The sequence below is a fragment of the Paenarthrobacter nitroguajacolicus genome (assembly GCF_051027655.1).
GTDB classification, from domain to species: Bacteria; Actinomycetota; Actinomycetes; order Actinomycetales; family Micrococcaceae; genus Arthrobacter; species Arthrobacter nitroguajacolicus.
This window is the reverse complement of the sequence record NZ_CP073234.1, coordinates 3,606,351-3,624,920: the sequence shown is the minus strand read 5'-3', so window position 1 is coordinate 3,624,920 and position 18,570 is coordinate 3,606,351. Positions and strand designations below refer to the sequence as shown.

15 protein-coding genes are annotated in these 18,570 nt (G+C 59.9%); 8 read left to right on the top strand and 7 right to left on the bottom strand.

All coding sequences use genetic code 11. The features are described 5' to 3' along the window. Positions 1–6 precede the first annotated feature (6 nt). Complete coding sequence (locus KCX59_RS17075) at positions 7–1,593, top strand: molybdopterin-dependent oxidoreductase (RefSeq protein ID WP_256871611.1); 1,587 nt, start codon at positions 7–9, stop codon at positions 1,591–1,593. On the opposite strand, the gene KCX59_RS17070 is transcribed toward KCX59_RS17075, so the two are convergent. Then, positions 1,580–2,326, bottom strand: a complete 747-nt coding sequence (locus KCX59_RS17070; protein ID WP_179019446.1) for a phosphatase PAP2 family protein — start codon at positions 2,324–2,326, stop codon at positions 1,580–1,582. The two genes, KCX59_RS17075 and KCX59_RS17070, sit on opposite strands and share 14 nt — an antisense overlap. Positions 2,327–2,535: 209 nt before the next feature. On the opposite strand from KCX59_RS17070, the gene KCX59_RS17065 reads away from it, so the two are divergent. Together KCX59_RS17065 and KCX59_RS17060 are read left to right on the top strand one after the other, a co-directional pair. After that, positions 2,536–3,318 (top strand): GAF and ANTAR domain-containing protein, encoded by a 783-nt coding sequence (locus tag KCX59_RS17065; RefSeq protein WP_370629243.1) that lies wholly within the window; start codon positions 2,536–2,538, stop codon positions 3,316–3,318. A gap of 31 nt (positions 3,319–3,349) precedes the next feature. Beyond that, complete coding sequence (locus KCX59_RS17060) at positions 3,350–4,246, top strand: alpha/beta fold hydrolase (RefSeq protein ID WP_218649807.1); 897 nt, start codon at positions 3,350–3,352, stop codon at positions 4,244–4,246. A 53-nt stretch (positions 4,247–4,299) separates the two neighbouring features. Here KCX59_RS17060 and KCX59_RS17055 read toward each other — a convergent pair whose 3' ends face one another. Both KCX59_RS17055 and KCX59_RS17050 read right to left on the bottom strand, forming a co-directional pair. Next, complete coding sequence (locus tag KCX59_RS17055; protein ID WP_179019448.1) at positions 4,300–5,076, bottom strand: cation diffusion facilitator family transporter; 777 nt, start codon at positions 5,074–5,076, stop codon at positions 4,300–4,302. Next, entirely contained in the window at positions 5,064–5,390 is a 327-nt protein-coding gene (locus tag KCX59_RS17050) for an ArsR/SmtB family transcription factor (protein ID WP_179019450.1), read from the bottom strand. The genes KCX59_RS17055 and KCX59_RS17050 overlap by 13 nt, the downstream gene beginning before the upstream one ends. Positions 5,391–5,742: 352 nt before the next feature. Here KCX59_RS17050 and KCX59_RS17045 point away from each other — a divergent pair, with 352 nt between their 5' ends. Next, a complete protein-coding gene (locus KCX59_RS17045) occupies positions 5,743–9,516 on the top strand; it encodes a putative Ig domain-containing protein (protein ID WP_434122503.1) in 3,774 nt (1,257 codons plus the stop codon). A 348-nt stretch (positions 9,517–9,864) separates the two neighbouring features. Further along, positions 9,865–11,289 carry a TrkH family potassium uptake protein gene (locus tag KCX59_RS17040; RefSeq protein WP_179019454.1) on the top strand — a complete coding sequence of 475 codons (1,425 nt, stop codon included), beginning with the start codon at positions 9,865–9,867 and terminating at the stop codon, positions 11,287–11,289. Between the two features lie 15 nt (positions 11,290–11,304). On the opposite strand, the gene KCX59_RS17035 is transcribed toward KCX59_RS17040, so the two are convergent. Then, positions 11,305–11,469, bottom strand: coding sequence for a hypothetical protein (locus KCX59_RS17035; protein ID WP_179019456.1), 165 nt, complete (start codon positions 11,467–11,469; stop codon positions 11,305–11,307). Positions 11,470–11,875: 406 nt separating this feature from the next. Beyond that, on the bottom strand, positions 11,876–12,322 hold the full coding sequence (locus KCX59_RS17030) for a hypothetical protein (protein WP_179019458.1): 447 nt from the start codon (positions 12,320–12,322) through the stop codon (positions 11,876–11,878). Between the two features lie 630 nt (positions 12,323–12,952). Here KCX59_RS17030 and KCX59_RS17025 point away from each other — a divergent pair. Together KCX59_RS17025 and KCX59_RS17020 are read left to right on the top strand one after the other, a co-directional pair. Then, positions 12,953–14,200 carry an FG-GAP-like repeat-containing protein gene (locus KCX59_RS17025; protein WP_179019460.1) on the top strand — a complete coding sequence of 416 codons (1,248 nt, stop codon included), beginning with the start codon at positions 12,953–12,955 and terminating at the stop codon, positions 14,198–14,200. Positions 14,201–14,353: 153 nt separating this feature from the next. Further along, positions 14,354–15,262, top strand: a complete 909-nt coding sequence (locus KCX59_RS17020) for an alpha/beta hydrolase (RefSeq protein WP_370629245.1) — start codon at positions 14,354–14,356, stop codon at positions 15,260–15,262. Positions 15,263–15,418: 156 nt separating this feature from the next. On the opposite strand, the gene KCX59_RS17015 is transcribed toward KCX59_RS17020, so the two are convergent. Next, positions 15,419–15,655 (bottom strand): helix-turn-helix domain-containing protein, encoded by a 237-nt coding sequence (locus KCX59_RS17015; protein WP_370629246.1) that lies wholly within the window; start codon positions 15,653–15,655, stop codon positions 15,419–15,421. A gap of 781 nt (positions 15,656–16,436) precedes the next feature. Beyond that, entirely contained in the window at positions 16,437–16,952 is a 516-nt protein-coding gene (locus KCX59_RS17010) for an acyltransferase (RefSeq protein ID WP_179019463.1), read from the bottom strand. An 850-nt stretch (positions 16,953–17,802) separates the two neighbouring features. Between KCX59_RS17010 and KCX59_RS17005 the strand changes: the two genes are divergently transcribed. Beyond that, entirely contained in the window at positions 17,803–18,474 is a 672-nt protein-coding gene (locus KCX59_RS17005; RefSeq protein WP_434122501.1) for an alpha/beta fold hydrolase, read from the top strand. Positions 18,475–18,570: the final 96 nt, after the last annotated feature.

Genomic DNA, 18,570 nt, shown 5'->3' with positions numbered 1-18,570 from the left:
ATTCACATGACAAACCTCGGAACCCGGGCTAAAGGCCCCACCATTATGGCCGCACTGGCAGGCGTGGTGTCGGCCGCCGTCGTTCTTGCCGTTGCAGAGCTGATCGGCGCATTCTTCACTGCCAGGGCAACCCCGGTATTTGCGCTGGGATCCACGTTCATCGACTTCACGCCGTCGTGGATGAAGGACTTCGCGATCGCCACGTTCGGTACCAACGACAAGGCTGCGCTGTTCGTAGGCATGGGCTTGACCATCGCTGTGCTGGCCTGCGTCCTGGGCATTGTGGCCTACAGGAAGTGGGCTCTGGGTGTCCTGGGTGTCCTCTTCATGGGCGTAGTGATTGTGGCCTCAGTCCTGACTCGCGCCGGGGTGGGACCCGCCGACGCCATCCCTTCCGTCGTGGGAACCATCGCCGGGCTCATCGTCTTGCGCGGGCTCATGGTGCCGTTGTGGGGGTTGAAGGCGTGGCCGGAAGCGCCAGCTGACATAGCGGCCGACGTCGAAGATCAGGTTGGTGGTATCGGCACCAGCCGCCGTCGCTTCTTTGCTGCTGCCGGTATCACCGCGGTGGCCGCCGGAATCGCGGCGACCGGTGGGCGGCTGCTGGGTGCCGCGCGCAACAATATAGCCCAAGCCCGTGATGCCCTTCGTCTACCCGCGCCGGCCAAGGCTGCGGCCACGGTTCCGGCGGGCGTCCAGTCCCCGGTGCCGGGAGTTACCTCCTGGCTGACGCCGAACAGTGAGTTCTACCGCATTGATACGGCCCTGAGCGTCCCGGAAATCAACATCGATGATTGGGAACTGCGGGTGCACGGAATGGTTGAGCAGGAGGTCACCCTCACCTTCCAGGACCTGCTCGACGCCGATCTGATCGAATCGCACGTCACTCTCACCTGCGTATCGAACCCGGTGAGCGGAAAGCTGGTGGGAAACGCCAAGTGGCTGGGCCTTCCCATCCGCGATGTCCTGGCCAGAGCGAAACCCAAAGAGGGCGCGGACATGGTGCTCTCAAGGTCGATTGACGGCTTCAGCGCCTCCACTCCGCTGGAGGTCCTGCAGGATGACCGCGACGCCATGCTGGCCATTGGCATGAACGATGAGCCGCTTCCTGTGGAGCACGGATTCCCCGTGCGGATGGTGGTTCCGGGGCTGTACGGCTTCGTCTCTGCCACCAAGTGGGTGGTGGACTTGGAGGTCACCCGCTTCGCGGACAGTAAGGCTTACTGGACCGAACGCGGCTGGTCGGAGCGTGGACCCATCAAGACCATGGCACGTGTGGACGTGCCCGCTTCGTTCGCGAAAGTTCCGGCAGGGAAGGTGGCAGTGGGCGGCACCGCATGGGCGCAGACGCGGGGCATCACCAAGGTGGAAGTGCAGATCGACGACGGCGATTGGGTGGAAGCAACGCTTTCCGACGAAGCCTCCGTGATCACTTGGCGCCAGTGGTCCTACGAATGGGACGCCACGCCCGGCATCCACTACGTCAAGGCCCGGGCCACCGACGGAACCGGCGAAACGCAGACGGACAAGCGCGCGGATCCGGTGCCTGACGGAGCCTCGGGCTGGCCGTCGGTGATGGTCACTGTGGAGTAGTTGGCTGTTCGCCAGGGATACGGACGGTTCGCCAGGTATCCACTGCAATGACTGCACTGAGCACGATAAGTGACAGTGACACCGACGCCACTGCGTCGCTGGCCCAGTGATAGCCCAGATAGAGCCGGCTGACCGCCGCCAGAAAAATGCCGATGATAGCGACCACAAAACTGAGGACGGTGGCCTTGGGGTTCCGGTGCCGCGAGAAGACCAGGAAGGTACTGACCAGCAGGAAGTCAGAGGCGCCGAGGACATGCCCCGAGGGAAACGAGTATGTGTAGTCGACCCCGAACAACATGAGGTCAACAGGTGGCCGCTGTCGTCTCACGGACCTACCCACAAGCTGGGCCAGCCCCACGCCCGTCAGCATCGCGGCCGCAAGGAGCGTCGGACGCCAGGCGTGCTTGGCCAGGACGCCCCACGTCACAGTGACGATGAGGACGATGATGGGCAGCGCTACTGGACCGAAGATGACGGCGAGAATGATCATCAACACGGTCAGCGTTTCCGTACGAACACTCAAGAGCCACTCTCGTGCCGTGCTATCGGCGCTGGCCAGCCCGTCGTTGTTCAGGACGCCGATGAGGGCTGCAAGGAATATCGCCGACCCTGTGATGGCCAAGAGTGCTGCGGTCCGGTACAGGGCTCTTCTCGCATGGGGTTCAACGTAGCGCTCTTCCACGACGAATTTCTCGTGAAAGACACCCCACCAGCCCGTTTGTTTGCTAGCCATGGCTTAGTGTCAGGGCGGCAAGGCTGCCGCGTCAACGGAGGGCTTTCGACTGTTGTCCGTGAGTGCGCAAATGGGTCTCTCCGGTGGGCGCCGCCGCCTATATCGAAAACCATGTTTCTTTGCTAAATTGCTGCCGAGAGTTTACTGCATGCCGAATGACCCGAGTGCGTTGGGTACTGTCCTGTTGGCCGTGATGGTGATGGTGAGGTGTGGAGTTGGAGAATACGTCTGCCGCTGCTTGGTCCGCAGACTTTGAGCAGCTAAGTGATCTGATTGTCGAAACAGAGGACATCAAAGCTTTTCTTGATGGGATGGCTTGCCTCGCGGCCAAAGTGGTCTCCCGTTCGGCTGGTACGCGTGTTGAATGCGGGGTGACCCTCGGCCGGCACAAGCGGCCCGGGACCATCGGTGGCAGCACCGATAAGGCCATGGAGTTGGAGCGCATGGAGCAAACGCTGGGGGAGGGTCCCTGCATTGATGCGCTGGTCAACGGCCGTCCGGTCCTTCTTGATGATGCCCACGCATCTCCCCAGTGGCCTGATTACAGGGGCGCGCTGAGTGCGGCCGGTATGCATAGCGCCCTGGGTGTTCCCCTGGCACTGGCCGAGGACGGCGCTGCCGTACTTACCTTCTTTTCCACGGCCCCCGGAAGCTTCACCCGGGATGTAGTCGCCGAGGCTCTGACTTTCTCGGAGCTGGCGAGCAAAGCACTGCGGGTGGCGCTCCGGATAACGAGTCTGAATGAGCTTGCCGAACATCTTGATGCTGCCATTAAAAGCCGATCCGTCATCGACACCGCCTGTGGTGTGATCATCTCTCAGAACAGGTGCACGCAAGATGAGGCCTTCGCCATTTTGCGCAAAGCATCAAGTGACAGGAACCAGAAGTTGCATGACCTGGCAGCTGCTCTGGTTGACGGCGTGGGCCATCAGCAAACTATTCCCGCCAGGGGCGGGGCTTCTCATCCAAAGCGTCCAGTGACCAGAACATGAGAGCCAGCGAATGGTTCACTGGACTATGATTATGGGCGAACTGCGCACCGCTATGACCGAAGACCTCGAGATTGCATACTACGACAACGGCCCGGCGGACGGACCAGTCGCGGTGCTCCTCCACGGCTTCCCCTACGACGTGCTCAGCTACGAGGCCGTTGTCCCCTCGTTGGCGGAACGCGGGATCCGCACCATAACCCCGTACCTTCGCGGCTACGGTCCCACCCGGTTCCGTAAGGCCACGACGTTTCGCTCCGGCCAACAAGCGGCCATCGGACAGGATCTTCTCGATCTCATCGATACCCTCGAATTGCAGCGTCCAGTGGTCGCCGGGTATGACTGGGGCGGGCGGGCGGCCTGCATTGCCGCAGCCGTGCGCCCCCAAGGCATAGCCGGTCTCGTGACTGTCGGGGGCTACGCAATCCAGGACATCGCTGCGTCGGTCGAGCCGGCGGCCCCTTTAGACGAGTATCGGGACTGGTACCAGTGGTACTTCAACACCGATCGTGGACGCGCCGGCCTCGAGGCAAACCGCGAGGAATTGTGCCGCTTGCTCTGGCAGTTGTGGTCACCGGAATGGGCGGAGGCAAACGATGCATTCGCCTCCAGCAGTCCCAGCCTGCAAAACCCCGACTTTGTTGATGTCGCCGTACATTCCTATCGCCACCGCCATCGTGCCGCGGTTGGCGACGATCGTTTTAGCGAGCTCGAAGCATTTCTCGCGAATTCGCCGCCCATCTCAGTACCAACCATTTCGCTGGACGCCCTGGCCGATGGGTTCGGGCCGGACGACTCTGAGCGGGATCGGCAGCATTTCACCGGTCCTTTCGAAATCCGCAGGCTACCGGGAATAGGCCACAACGTGCCTCAAGAGGCGCCGCGGGCGTTCGCCGACGCTGTCGCCGACCTTCTGGATGCGCGTCCTTAAGTGAACAAATAACGCTTACGACGGCGTTGCTGCCGCCAGCGAACTGACTGCACCTACCCGCCGTCGGGCTTCCTTCCAAGCACTACAACAGAGGCCTCCGGCCGGCATCCGGCGCAGCAGGCATCTGCTGGTGTCGCGTCTGGATCCTTACTGGTCACAGTTACCGCGATGGCTGATGACGACGAAGGCGTCTTGGTGGGTGCGCAGCAGGTGTCACCGCGCCAAGCGTTGATGCCTTCCCGGACGGCGATGCCTGCGATAACCAGCGCCGCGCCGGCGTCGGCCCACCACCATCCCAGCGTGCTGTTCAGAACCAAGCCAATCAGCAGAACGGCCGAGAGATAAGTGCAGAGCAGTGTCTGCTTGGAATCGGCGACGGCGGTCTTGGAGCCGAGCTCGCGACCGGCGCGACGCTGGGCCCACGACAGCACAGGCATGATCGCAAGGCTTAGGGCAGCAATGACGATGCCGGGGGTGGAATGCTGCGCTTCACCTGCTCCTGTGAGCGAACGGATGGCATCGAAGGTCACGAACGCGGCGAGGGCGACGAAGGAGAAGGCAATAATCCGCAGAGTGAGACGCTCGCGTCGTTCCGGATCTTTACTCGCGAACTGCCAGGAGAGCGCCAAAGCGGAAGTGACTTCGATGATCGAGTCCAGTCCGAAGCCGATGAGCGCGGAGGAGTCTGCAACACCGCCGGCCCACAATGCGACTACTGCCTCGATGACGTTGTAGCTGATGGTCGCGGCTGCAAACAGTCTGATGCGCCGCATGAGTATCGGGCGACGGTCCGGGGCCATAAGCGTCAGTGCGGTGCTCAGGTCAGGCATGTCCCGTCGGGTGCGCAGCAAGCCGGGTCGACGGCGAGGACCACACCCACCAGGTCCTTGATCGCGTGACCCAGCCGTGAATCGGCTAGCTCGTAACGGGTGCGTCGGCCGTCCGGGACTGCAACAACCAAGCCGCACCCGCGCAAACAGGTGAGGTGGTTGGACATGCTCTGGCGAGAGACACCAATAGCATCCGCCAAGTCAGATGGATATGACGCAGACTCTGCGAGCGCCAAGAGAACTTGGGCGCGCGTGGGATCCGAGATCGCGTAACCGAAGCGGGCCAGCACAGGCGCATGGGTAAGGACTTCCATGCAATTGGATAATACACTCAGGCCTGTATTCATCGAAGGCTGTACTCAGGAGCTTGGACCGAGCTCGCCAGCAAGACTTCAGGAACTACGGCGGAAGGCGAATGGCCCGCAGCTTATGTAACGCGCCTTGGACTCCCTGCCCAGAGGGTTCAAAGATTGTTTCGCTCATGGCGCTTCCTGGGCCACGAACACCGCTAGTGCGCCGTCCGCCGTGGCATATTCACGCTGGGCAGTACGCCGGTCACAATAGTGAGTCTTTGGTCGATCTTCTTGACTTTGGAATATGTCGGCCATAACGTACAATTCGCGTCGCCTTTCGCGAGGTGTTGGGAGTACGGATGATGGGGGCCAAGTGCTTGTATTTTCGACAACTTTGCGGGCCGTGTTTTTAGCGGTGCTTGTAGTTTCCCTTTGTCTTATGGATGTGGCTCCTGGGCTTGCCTTGGGGCGGTTTGGTGCGTCAATGCCGACGGTCGACAAGCCCGCGCAGGTATCGGCTGAGATCTCTATGGATCAAGATTCGGTGACCTTCGCAGACGTGCCATCGGAAGCACAGTTTTTTACGGAAATTCAATGGCTGGCCAGTGAAGGGATAAGTACCGGCTGGCTTCAGCCAGACGGGCAACGCATTTATCAACCGCAGGCACCCGTGGCCAGGGACGCCATGGCCGCCTTTATGTATCGATTTGCCAGATTGCCGGATTACCCCAGCCCGGCAGCGTCTCCCTTTGCCGATATCACCAATTCAACGCAGTTCTACAAAGAAATGGCATGGCTGTCCGCTCAAGGAATATCCACCGGATGGACAGAGTCCGACGGTTCTAAAACCTATCGCCCGCTGAACCCAGTCAACCGGGATGCTATGGCTGCTTTCCTCTACCGCTTGGCCGGTTCGCCGGTGTTTACTCCCCCCTCGACGCCCCCCTTTGCGGACGTTCCAGTCGGCGCGCAGTTCTACAAGGAAATTACTTGGCTCGCTTCCAGTAACATCACCACCGGATGGGCGGAGGCCGACGGTAGCAAGTCTTTCCGGCCGCTTACGTCAGTGGCGCGGGATGCAATGGCGGCTTTCATGTACCGTTTCCGGCAGCTTCTCACGGGGCACTGCCCATCCACATATCACCTCTCCGGGAACCTCACCCATGCCTTGGCATTGGATCCTGCCTGCTCAGCGCTCGTTGTGCTGGACGGGGATTACACCATCGACAAGGGCGCCTCGCTCACTGTCCCCGAAGGCACAACGATGACAGCCGCTGCGGGTGCGCGGCTCATCGTCAAGGGCAGCGTTGTTTTCGAGGGCACTCAATCCGCGCCTATTTCCCTCAAATCCACGGCTGACCATCGTGGACTTGCTTTTCCAACGGCGGTTGCGTCGGAAGTCGGGGGGCAGTCTTCCGCCACAGAATCGTGGGGTGGCATCCGAGTCGAATGGGGCGGGCACGTCTCCGCAACGCATCTGAACGTCCGAGACGCACCAGTCGGAATCACAGCGCTGGCCTCACCCACAGCTGAAGCAACCACTCGCCTCGAAATCCAAGCGACATCCATCAGCCAGGCCGAGACCTGTCTGTCCCTCCAAGGCCCCGTAGTCGGACACTTCCACGGCTCCGTCTCGGACTGCTCCACCGGAGTCGTCGCAGACTACCCCTTTGACGCCTCCCAGGTTCAATGGGGCACAGGCATCGGCCCTGGCGATGGCACAGACGGGCATCCCGCCGTTGATGGGCACGACATCAACGTCTTCCCGTGGACCGGCGCCGCGCCCCTGCCGCAGCCCGCAGACAACGTCCCAGATAGCCGCAATCTGCCTTGCGGCGACTACTACTTCATCGGGATGATGGGTTCGGGAGAGCGCGGCGATCCAACTCCGGAACAATATCTTGGCCCTCGGGTCCAAGATGTCTATACAAAATTCAAAACCACTATTCTAGAGACCAAGCCCACAGCAGTCATCCAAGCGCATGGTATCGATTACCCAGCCAACGCTGTCCCGTTCAGTACGTGGAAGTCGGCCAGCATTCAAAGCCTGGCTGAGTACGTCCCGGGCGCTTGGCAGGGTGCTCTCAGCCTCTTGGATACTCTTTCGCAGCGAGAACAAAAATGTGGGCTATCCAACGAGAAAACTGTTCTCACCGGGTATTCACAAGGAGCTTGGGCAATCCATGTGGCCCTCAATTACGCCGAGGCGATGGAAAGACTAAATGCAGCCAACAAGATCAACCTAAACAGAATATCCGCTGTTGGACTCCTAGCTGATCCTCTGAGGAGATACGACGGGAATGAAATCCACCTTGGAACAGCAACCATGGGCAGTGGCATTGCCAATGTGCTGAAACTGGGCGGGACGCTTTACTCATTCGCGGACTGGGCGGCCGCCCGCACGGCAGGCTCCGGCCTTCCGGCACCGGACATTAACACCCCGATGAGTTCAATGCTCTTTGGCTCATCGCTTCCGGGAACAATGCTGAGCAAGACGGCCAGTTATTGCAACGAAAATGACCCCGTATGTTCTTGGGGTGAGACGGCAAACCTTCCTGACTTCAGCATCCATAGTTACGCCGAGACCACAGACCGCGCACATCTAGGGCAGTGGCTCGCGCAAACGCCAACAACCAATGCTCCGATCGGCATTGTCGCCACGAGCCTCCCTGCCGGTGTCGTTGGACAGCGCTATCACTTCGCACTCAAGGCCTACGACGGGGCACCTCCTTACTCCTGGACCCTAACCGGCGCCCTTCCCGCAGGTCTATATTTCGACTCCTACAACGGCGTCATAGCGGGAGTACCGACGGCATCGGGCACGGCCGCCGTCGGCATCACCGTCAAAGACGATAACGCAGGGTCATCCGGACCGGCGAACACTACGCTAAGCGTGAATCCCCCCAGCACTCCGCCGGCCGCGGCGCTGAGCGGCATCAAGGAAATCAGCACAGCAGGCAACTTCGCCGTACTTAATGACGGGACAGTTTGGGCGTGGGGCTCCAACAATGTTGGGCAACTCGGAAATGACACGGCAGTGCCGTCTAGCAAGGCGATTCAGGTGCCATCGCTCGGCAATGTTCGCAGTGTAACGAGTAACGGCTCTGCGGCGTTCGCCCTCAAAAACGACGGGACAGTCTGGGGGTGGGGGAGCAACTCATGCCAGCAACTGGGGGCCGAGACCTCTGTCCCTACCCTTCCGCCTACACAAATGAAAGGACTCAGCGGGATTGTATCTGTGGCTTCTAACGGATGCGTCGTCTACGCATTGAAGTCTGATGGAACGGTCTGGAGTTGGGGATACAACTTCGGAGGACTGCTCGGGCGCGGCCTGGACCCTAATGCTGTGCCCTACCATCCCGACCCGACTCCAATTCCTGAACTTTCGGGGGTTGTGAAGATCGTTACAGACGGGAGTGCAACTTTCGCGGTGCTAAGCGACGGCTCCGTAATGTCGTGGGGCGCCACCTCTAATCATCAGCTGGGACGCTATACATACAGCACCACTGAAGCAGCTCTGCCCGGCCCTCTGCTTGGGCTCACAGGAGTCAGCGACGTGGTTGTACGTCAGAACAGTACGGGGTCATCCTTGGTCATCTATGCGTTGACCACAGGCGGGAACCTCTGGGCGTGGGGCAGAGGTGCGCCCGGCGGTGACTCAGTGGTGCCGATCCAGGTGCAGGGAATAGGTCGAGTAACTCAGGTCGCCTCCAATGGAGAAGCGACCCTAGCAACCGCCGACGGGCAGCTTTGGAGTTGGGGATGGGGCGCCTACGGCCTCCTAGGGAACGGCAGTCAGAAAGAGTCGTCAATTCCCATCCGGGTCCCCGTTGCGGGTAAGGTGACGGCAGTTGACATTTCCGGGGGAGGGGTCTTTGTGGTCACAGAGGACGGCGGCCTCTGGACCTGGGGGATGAATGACCTCGGCCTACTCGGAATTGGAAACCAGACCGCGTTCTCCTACTCATTTGAACCAAGACGGGTCGAGCATCTCCCGGAAATCCACGGGATAGCCAGGAACTACGCCACGGCGTACGCCCTGACGGCTGACGGAACTGCATTGGCGTGGGGGTACAACGCCAATGGAAACACGGGCACCGGACTATCCGCGCAGTTTTTGCCTACGCCAACCCCCGTGCAGCGGTGACGTCGGAGTTACCTTTTGTAGGGGTGCATTCGTTCCGAATCGTTGTTGTCGCGCGGAAGGGCGCCAACGGCTTTCGCACGGTGCGCCTTTTCTGCAGTCCTCATGGCTTCACCCCGTTCGCGGCAGACCTGAAATCAGCGGACGAAGCGCCGAAGCGTAACTACGGTCTCTCGCCCTAATAACCATCGCCTCGCGGTCGCCGCACTGCCTCGGCGTTAAGGATTCGTCAAGAAATCTCTGTTTCCCCTCTGATGGTCTGATATCGGTGCTACTTTCGGCACGAGCCTTGAAGCTGACGGGCTGTCCGGAAAGGGATCCAGTGTTCGAACATCCTTGGGTGCATGTCGGATGACGCGCGCGCCGGAAAGACTGCCTTCGGCTGAACGCCCCGCGATCCGCCGCAACCCGGTTCTGCAGGCCCTCGGCCACGAAGGGGATCGACTGAAGGCAGCGCTGCTGCACCCAGTCCGTTTAGTGCCCTTGGCATTCCTGGCCGTAATCATCCTCGGCGCCGGAATACTGATGCTGCCAATATCTCGGACCGGCGGCGGCGAAGAGGTCGTCACAACGGCGTTCTTTACTGCAGTCTCGGCTGTCTGTGTCACCGGTCTTATCACTGTAGATACAGCTACCTACTGGACCCCGTTCGGGCACGCGGTGATTCTGGGGCTCATTCAGGTGGGAGGCTTCGGGATCATGTCTCTGGCAACCCTGCTGGCTCTGTTCGTCCGCAAGACCATCGGCCTGCGAGGCCAGCTCGTGGCCCAATCCGAAACCCACACGCTGAACTTCGGTGACGTCAAGTCTGTGCTTTTCAGGGTGGTGAAGATTATGGCTGTCTTTGAGGCAATCACGGCCCTCATCCTGACAGCACGCTTTTGGGTGGCGTATGACGACAACCCCGGTACGGCTCTATGGCACGGCGTTTTCCACGCCGTCTCCGCCTTCAACAACGCAGGCTTTGCCCTGTACAGCGATAACCTCATCAGCTTCGCGGAAGACCCCTGGATCATCGTCCCCATCTGTGCCGCCATCATTGCCGGAGGACTTGGTTTCCCTGTAATCATCCAATTGTTTAGGGACCGTCCCAAGTTTAAGAACTGGAGCATTCACCTCCGGTTGACCATTTTTGGTTCATTGCTTCTGCTGACAGTGGGCATAGTTCTCTTTGCTGCCTTTGAGTGGAACCGTGCAGAGACACTTGGGCCGATGAGCTTTGGCGGGAAGATACTGGGCTCGTTGGCGGGCGGCGTGTTCCCGCGAACGGCAGGATTCAACAGCATCGACTACGGGGTGGCAACCCCGGAAACGCTAATGATCACCAACGTGCTGATGTTCATCGGCGGCGGAAGCGCAGGAACGGCCGGCGGTATCAAGATCACGACGTTCCTGGTTCTGGGATTCGCGATTTGGAACGAAGTCCGTGGCCGCGAGCAAGTCACCATCGCACACCGGTCCATCAGTTCTTCCACTCAACGCCAAGCTCTCACCGTCGCCCTGCTGGGGGTCGGGGCGGTCATCCTGGGGACACTGCTGCTCCTCATGTCCACCGACTACAGCCTGGAGAAAGTGCTCTTCGAATCAATTTCTGCCTTCGGAACGGTTGGCTTGAGCACGGGAATCACCTACAACCTGCCACCCACTGCCGAGTGGGTACTCATGGCACTGATGTTCGCCGGCCGAATTGGAACGGTCACGGTTGCTTCAGCCATCGCCCTGGCCTCCCGGCCGAGGCTGTTCATGCTGCCCGAAGAACGGCCCATCATCGGATGATTCAGGGGCGCCTTCTCAGGCCGCCTCACTTTCCTCCCGGTCCTTCTCGTGTGCGTGGTCAGGAGCTTCGGCGCCACCACGGTGTTCTGCCCGGTATAGCCCAGTGAGCATCATCATGATGACTCCCACCCACATCACGGCCGTCACAAGGACAAAGCCCATCAGAACCAGAGCCTGCATGAGCGAATTCTATCCATCGCAACGTCGACAGAGTGTTCCGACATTCAGACCGCGAAAAATCAAGGAAAAGAGCCCTCGCAGCAAGTAGCACGCTCTCGGATGCGGCTGAAAGACGAGTACCGACTACTCGTGCTCAGACAGTACCCAAGGGTCTTTACTGAACACAGCGGCTCAGGAACGACCGCCAATAAACCCCCAATATTTGGTGGTTGTAGGAACCGCGGGCCGGGGCCGGACAAGGTACCCAAATACTGTTGTCCGGCCCCTCGCCCTACCCGGGACTTGCGACAGCGGTTCTACCGCTTTTAAGGGTCGGGAGCGCCATCCGCAACGTCCGCCTCTTAGGCATCACAGCCGTTTCATCCCTAGTGAAGCCGTGGGCCACAGTTGGGCTAAGTTCTATGCGTTACGTGCGTGTCATGGTCATCGCAGTGAGCTCGGCAGCAAACTCGCTACCTGAGACTGTGAAAGGCTTCGCAGAACCAAACACATCAATGGCCATGAGCCAGTCCTCAACGGTCATGCCACCAGTCACGTCGACAATATCCCGTGCAGGTTCTGCATCCACGCGGTGCTGATTGTCCTCAGGCTTACGGTGAGTCCTGAAGAAGGTCACGTTGACGCGTTCGTTCAGAATGGTCACTAGCGTCAGCGCTGGTTCGTGGAGTTGTTCCATACGGTGGATGGTTACTACCGCTGATTCGGTGGGATCTGCCACGATGACCGAGTACTCTCCGTGGGAGTCAACGGGCATGATGTTGCGGGCCTCATCGTAGAACCTGGGGCTCCGCATGAGCGCAGAAAATCGCGCCGCGATATTCGCGCGGCTCTTCAGTGTTTCCTTGTTCGCCATGCATCCCTCCATTCCACAGCTTCTACAATTACTCGATCGTATGAGTCTATGGACGCCTCATGTGCTTGTTCCTCATTGTCCAGCATGCAGAAGGATTCCGGAACCAGTTTCTTGCGCGGATACAGGTAGTTCCACTTATGCAGGTGGTAGTTGGAATGAGCAGAGCAGGCTCGGACTACATTTTCCAGGCTGTTTGTAACCTTATGTGTAGCCAGTAGGCCGACGCTGAAGTCCCAAACGAAGGCCCCGCACTGTATGTACCTCTCGACGGACACCAAGAGGTCTTCCGTATCGATATAGGTTTTGAGTGCTGGCCTCGTCTCCCGACATCCCTCACACTTTTCGTGGTGAAGAAGCCCTTGATCAAGCGCCCTGTGCTCCCCAATTCCCATTCGACAATGATAGATCAGCAAAATGATGGCCGTAGCTCTGTTGCACATGCCAAGGACTGCGACAGCCATGAAACGGTCGCCAGGGGAATGGCCTGCTGCACGAAGCGTTCTATCGCACCGCGTCGGGACTTCTTCAGCTGCGAGGCGTACGGCTTCGCGATCATCGGGAGTCGAAAACATCGGGTTGCCACGAGTGTTAGGCTCAGCTCAAATTGGGGTATCTGGGCTGGGGGAAATCATGGGAACTTTTCGTGCATTTGCGTTGAAATCAGCGGCACTTGCCGTGTTGATGGTGGGCTCGACAGTGGCGGGCATAGCCCCGGCCACGGCTGAAGAGGGCGACGGGTCCATAGCATCCACAAGCGAGTTTGTGCCGTTGATGCATGGAATGCCCAACGTGGGATCAGAGCTGACGATAGGAAGGTTCTTCACGCGCTCCTGTCCCGTGACGGAGGAGGCCCCGCATGGGTTCACCATGGAGTGGCTGAGTAACGGTGTGCCCCTGCCTGCCGAACGGCAAGGCGAATTCCTGAAACTCATCCCGGAGGATCGCGGTAACCGCATCTCCTTCACTGCTCAGTCCTCTTGCAGGGAAGGAACGGTGTATCACAGCGCCGAAACACCGCCCATTGCCGCGTCCAACCGGGCCATGGGTTGGACAGGGCGCGGGAACTTCGAGCTTCTGGGCCGAACTGATGACGGTGACCTTGTCCTGTACCCCCGCACGTACGAGTCAACATGGAGGTTCTGGGACATGTCCTTCGAGGGGCGCTATTACAGCAGCTCCTGGGATGAACCGAGGGTAGTCGGAACGGGCTGGGACGTCTTTGATGTTGTCTTCTCCCCAGGAGACTTCGATGGTGACGGTTACAACGACGCCATCGGCCGTGACCGCTATGGAAACCTGCACCTTTACCCGGGCGACGGAGACGGGGGCTGGCTGGCGCCCTCCCAAGTCGGCGCAGGTTGGAACATGTTCGATTCCATCGTGGGGCCAGGGGACTTCAACGGGGACGGGAACGACGACGTCCTCGCCCGTGACCGCTATGGAAAGCTGCACCTGTACCCCGGCGACGGCCAAGGCGGTTGGCTGGAACCCTCGCAGGTGGGCGCAGGCTGGCAGATCTTCAACAAAATCATCGCCCCCGGGGACACCAGCGGTGACGGTGCAGTGGACATCTTCGCCCGCGACAACAGCGGTGTCCTCCACCAGTACCCGGCAGACGGGCAGGGCGGCTGGAAATCCCCCGCTGTGGTGGGTTCTGGATGGGGTGCCATGACTGAGATCAGCGGCGCCGGCGTGTTCAGCCGAAACTGGGTCACTTACAACCCCGCGAGTGCCGGGCGCGGACCTAGAAATGACGTCATCGCAATAGATCAAGAAGGCGACCTACGGCTATACACCGGCGCCTACCCGTACGAGACCGGCCTCTACGAAGTTGGCGAAATCGGTAACGGCTGGGACATTTTCAAGGACCTGATCTGATTCCCGCGCACCCCCAAACTACTCAGAAAGTAGTACTCAAGTGAACACCTGGGGGTGACGCGCACGGCGCCCTGGCAGGCGAGGCTGGATACCGGGGGTGCACGGTGTGCCCTTGGAGAGGCACGGTTGAAGACGTCTGTTAGGAAGTTGCTCGTGGGGGTCACCGCGGTTGGGGCGGTGGTGGCGGTCGGCTTGGCGACCACCACCGTGGTGAATGTGGTGGCGAGCGAGGGGGAGAGTCACCGGATCGAGTCTTACGGGCAGAGGGTGTCGGTGGACGGCGGCGAGATGAACGTCCTGGTCACGGGTGCCGGGCAGGAGAACGTGGTGCTTTTGCCGGGATTCGGCACGTCGTCGCCCGTCCTTGACTTCGGGCCGCTGGTCAGGGACCTCGCCACGGACCATCGGGTGATTGTGGTGGAGCCTTTCGGTTACGGCCTAAGCGATGGCACGGACAGGGAGCGGACCACGGAGAACATCGTGCAGGAGGTTCATGGGGCACTCGAGGCCCTGGACATTGAGCGCTACACGCTGATGGGTCACTCCATCGCCGGCCTTTACGGCATCGAATACGCCACCCGCTACCCGGAGGAGGTGACGGCGTTCGTCGGCATCGATACGAGCGTCCCCGGACAGCCGGGCATGGACACCCAGTTCCCCACGGGCCTGCTGTCCGCGGCGAAGAACCTCGGCCTGCTCCGGATGATGAACGCTGCCTCCGCCGCCAGCGACCTCGCAGACTACACCGACCACGCCCGTGAGCAGATGCAGATGCTCACCAACAAGAACTCCCTCTCACCCACCTACCTCAACGAGATGGGCCACATCAAGACCAACTTCGAACGCGCGCTGGGCACGGGCTTCCCGAAGGACTTGCCGCTGCTGCTGTTCGTGGTCGCCGAGAACGAGAAAACCCCGGAGTGGCTCGAGCTGCACCACCGTCAGGCCGCGAGCGTCACGAACGGCACCGTGGTGCCCCTGCCCGGCGAGCACTACCTCCACCACACGCACGCGGGGGAGATCGCTGATGGGGTTAGGGAGTGGGAGTCGAGGCGGCAGTAGGGCGGACGCGTCGCCGGAACACGCTAGCGATAAGGGATAAAGCGTACGACGGCGCTGCTGCCGCCGACTTTGGCGGTTGGCGGTTGGCCGGGTTCGTGAAGGGAGAACTCAGGCTCCACAGTGGCAGTAAAAACTGTTTGGGTTCCTATAACGACACTAGAGATCCTCGGCGATCTCGCCGGCAGCTATCCGTTCAGCAGCAATCAAGTAAGCCTGTTCAATATAGTCCTCAAGATCCTTGGTACCGATACGCCAGATACCCCGCCCACCGATCTGGAATCCACGCAACTCACCAGACTTCAGCAACTGGCGGACAGTAGGAAGCCCAACAGCTAGCTCCTCGGCTACCTGCTCGATCGTCATGAATCTGGGGCGCTTCGGGTCATCAATCACCTGACAACCATAACTAGTGGGGGACCGAAACTGAGTTATGGTAGCCAGGCAACAACGTTAGAGGCGTCAAATGCCCCGTTCAAGTCCGCGCCTGCTACGCCAGCGACACCTCCGGCTACACGGACCACGCCCGTGAGCAGATGCAGATGCTCACCACCAGAACTCCCTCTCACCCACCTACCTCAACGAGATGGGCCACCTCAAGCCCAACACAGTGGTGCCCTCCCCGGCGAGCACTAGCTCCATCTCACGCACGCGAGGGATATTGCTGACGGGATCAGGGCGTGGGAGAAGGGGCGATCATCGCGGAGCGGACAAAGCGGCCAACGGTGGTGCTGCCGCCGCCACGGGTATATTGCGGCTGCTCTGGCTTACGAGGTTACCAACGGTCAAGGCACCGCACATAACGCCACTTATACCGTGCTATTCAGTTCGCAAGAAGCCCTGGCCCGCTCACTGCCATGCAGCAAGACGCCGATTCATGATCTCATCGTATCCACGCCGCATCCCCTGTTTGGCTGCGCGCCTCTGACGACGTCGGACGTCATGACCGGGGGAACGAAACAGCCCGGACACCGGAGGACGATTCCGCGGCTCAGTCGCACGTGTTCCAGAGCCGACCCAGCGCCAAGCCTTTGTGACTGATCCCACAAAGCCGACCGCCACATGCTGGCTTGCGTGGAGGTTCAGGCGATTCTTATCCAGGGTACCTGGAGCCAACATGCAAGGTAGCTGGCATCACGCCATTTAATTTTTGTGAACTTCGTGCCAGCGGCATGACTCATGAGGGCCTGCTCAGGCCACTCTTAGGCAGCGCTGGTACCCCGGCGTAAAGTGTGTGCGGTTCGCAGTCACGAGTGACGACGGCCCCCGCAGCGATCACGGCCCCGTCGCCAATGGTCACACCGGGCAGGATGACGGCGCGAGTGCCAATCCACACGCCATTGCCCACGATGATCGGTTGCGGCTTTGATTCTCCGGCTCGCCGCTCCGGCGTTCCTGGCTCATGGGTGCTTGTAACAAACGAAACATCCATTGCTATGTCGCAATTGCGGCCAATCGCGATTCCACCGTGAGTGTTGAACACGCAGCGGTAGTTGATGAAAGTTCCTTCGCCAATGACGATGTTCCGGCTTCCGAACCAAACGTTAGGGCAGATCACCGACCTGGCCACGTCCATGCCAGCGGCACGGTAGAACTTCCACCTCAGCGGGAGCGGGATCAGCGCGGAAGCAAGAACCTTATTAAGAATGATGTCACGAGAGAGCGTCGGCCAAGCCCTATTGAGAATCCCCATGCGTTGAGTATATGTGGGCAACATGAGCCCGGTCATGTTCCCTTTTGAGGAAACCCTCTCTTCGGGAGATTGACGCACTTCCCCGGTAGATTTCGGACCCCTTGAGCGGCTCAGCCGCGCAGTGTGGACGGGCTTGCCGAAGCTGCCGCTGCTGTTATTCGTGTTCGCGGGGGAACAAAGCAGACTCGGTGTGGCTAGAGCTGCACTACCGCTAGGCCACCAGTGTCACGGACGGCACCCTGGTGCCCCTCTCCGACGAGCACTACCTCCACCACATGGACGCGGGGAGGTCAATGACGGGTTCACGGAGTGCGGGGCGGGCGGGTCTAATGGGTTGTTAGGGCAAGAGTAACGATTGCAATGGTTGCGACGAGAAGTATTGCAAGCCCCACATAAGCGGGCCATTTGGGTCCCGTTTTGTGCGGGTTGATGTCAACATACGGCAAGAGGATTCGGTCCCTTCAAAGAGCAACATTGCTAATTCTGGTGCGGTGATTTTGGGTCTGCACAAGTGCATCCAGGGGTTGGTGGTGCAGCGGCACGCCTCTGTTTGGGCAACATTTGAAGTGAGGCGTGCCGCCTGCATTATCCTAAGGCTACTTTTGAAGATCCCAGTATGTTTCATGAACGAAAGCCCTACAAATTCCAGAGGTAATGGCTCAGAGGCCTCGTAAGGGAGGCTTCGCGGGCGTACCGTTGGCCTATGAGGTCCGAAGTCAGGGCTGTCGCCTTGCGCACAGGAATTAGCGTGCCCTGTTTCATTCAGGGACAACTTGATCAAACGGACGACGGCGGCGTGCCACTGTTGCTATTGCACGCCTGGAGTGAATCTGGGGGAAGCTTTGATCGGTTGATCGCCTCACTTCCGTCACATGTCCTCGTAGCACCTGATTTGCGCGGACAGGGTGGGGCGGACAAGCCCGAGACCGGATACTCGCTGGATGACGTTGTTGAGGATGTAGTTGCTTTACTGGAAGCTTTGGGTATCACGCGAGCACATGTTCTGGGCTCGTCTAGTGGGGGATATTTAGCGCAGCAACTGGCGCTGACGCATGCGCAATTAGTGACGTCGCTGATCCTTGTCGGCGCCCCGCTCAGTCTGCGCGGAAAACCTCCGTTTGCGAACGAAGTGGACTCGTTGAGCGATCCGATATCCGAGAACTGGGTCCGCGAGTCATTGTCTTGGTACAGGTTGCTGCACGCCGTGCCGACCTCCTACATCGAAGACCGTGTGCGGGATGGTCTCGCCATGTCAGCGGCTATCTGGAAAGCTTCACTGCGGGGCTTCTACGAGGCCGTTCCGCCCACAGAAGCGGGCACCATTTCAGTTCCAACGCTCATCGTCTGGGGAGCCCACGATCATTTGGTGCCGCGACAACACCAAGAGACACTCCGGGAGCGGATTCACGGTGCACGGTTGAACATCTACGAGCTGACGGGTCATCTGGTGCTCTGGGAGTGCCCGGACCGTCTGGCGGCGGACGTGAAGTCGTTCCTTAAGGAGTTCACTAAGGGTGCATAACCTCTCGGATTGTCAGCACGTGCCCCTTCAATCGCGTCTCCTGCGCGCGTCTTCCGGCATCGTAGAACCACCACTGAATATTGCCCTCTGCAGCAC

Coding starts and splice junctions, on each gene's coding strand:
- KCX59_RS17075 (WP_256871611.1), top strand. CDS start 7: ATGACAAACCTCGGAACCCGGGCTAAAGGCCCCACCATTATGGCCGCA.
- KCX59_RS17070 (WP_179019446.1), bottom strand. CDS start 2,326: ATGGCTAGCAAACAAACGGGCTGGTGGGGTGTCTTTCACGAGAAATTC.
- KCX59_RS17060 (WP_218649807.1), top strand. CDS start 3,350: ATGGGCGAACTGCGCACCGCTATGACCGAAGACCTCGAGATTGCATAC.
- KCX59_RS17055 (WP_179019448.1), bottom strand. CDS start 5,076: ATGCCTGACCTGAGCACCGCACTGACGCTTATGGCCCCGGACCGTCGC.
- KCX59_RS17050 (WP_179019450.1), bottom strand. CDS start 5,390: ATGGAAGTCCTTACCCATGCGCCTGTGCTGGCCCGCTTCGGTTACGCG.
- KCX59_RS17040 (WP_179019454.1), top strand. CDS start 9,865: ATGACGCGCGCGCCGGAAAGACTGCCTTCGGCTGAACGCCCCGCGATC.
- KCX59_RS17035 (WP_179019456.1), bottom strand. CDS start 11,469: ATGCAGGCTCTGGTTCTGATGGGCTTTGTCCTTGTGACGGCCGTGATG.
- KCX59_RS17030 (WP_179019458.1), bottom strand. CDS start 12,322: ATGGCGAACAAGGAAACACTGAAGAGCCGCGCGAATATCGCGGCGCGA.
- KCX59_RS17025 (WP_179019460.1), top strand. CDS start 12,953: ATGGGAACTTTTCGTGCATTTGCGTTGAAATCAGCGGCACTTGCCGTG.
- KCX59_RS17010 (WP_179019463.1), bottom strand. CDS start 16,952: ATGGGGATTCTCAATAGGGCTTGGCCGACGCTCTCTCGTGACATCATT.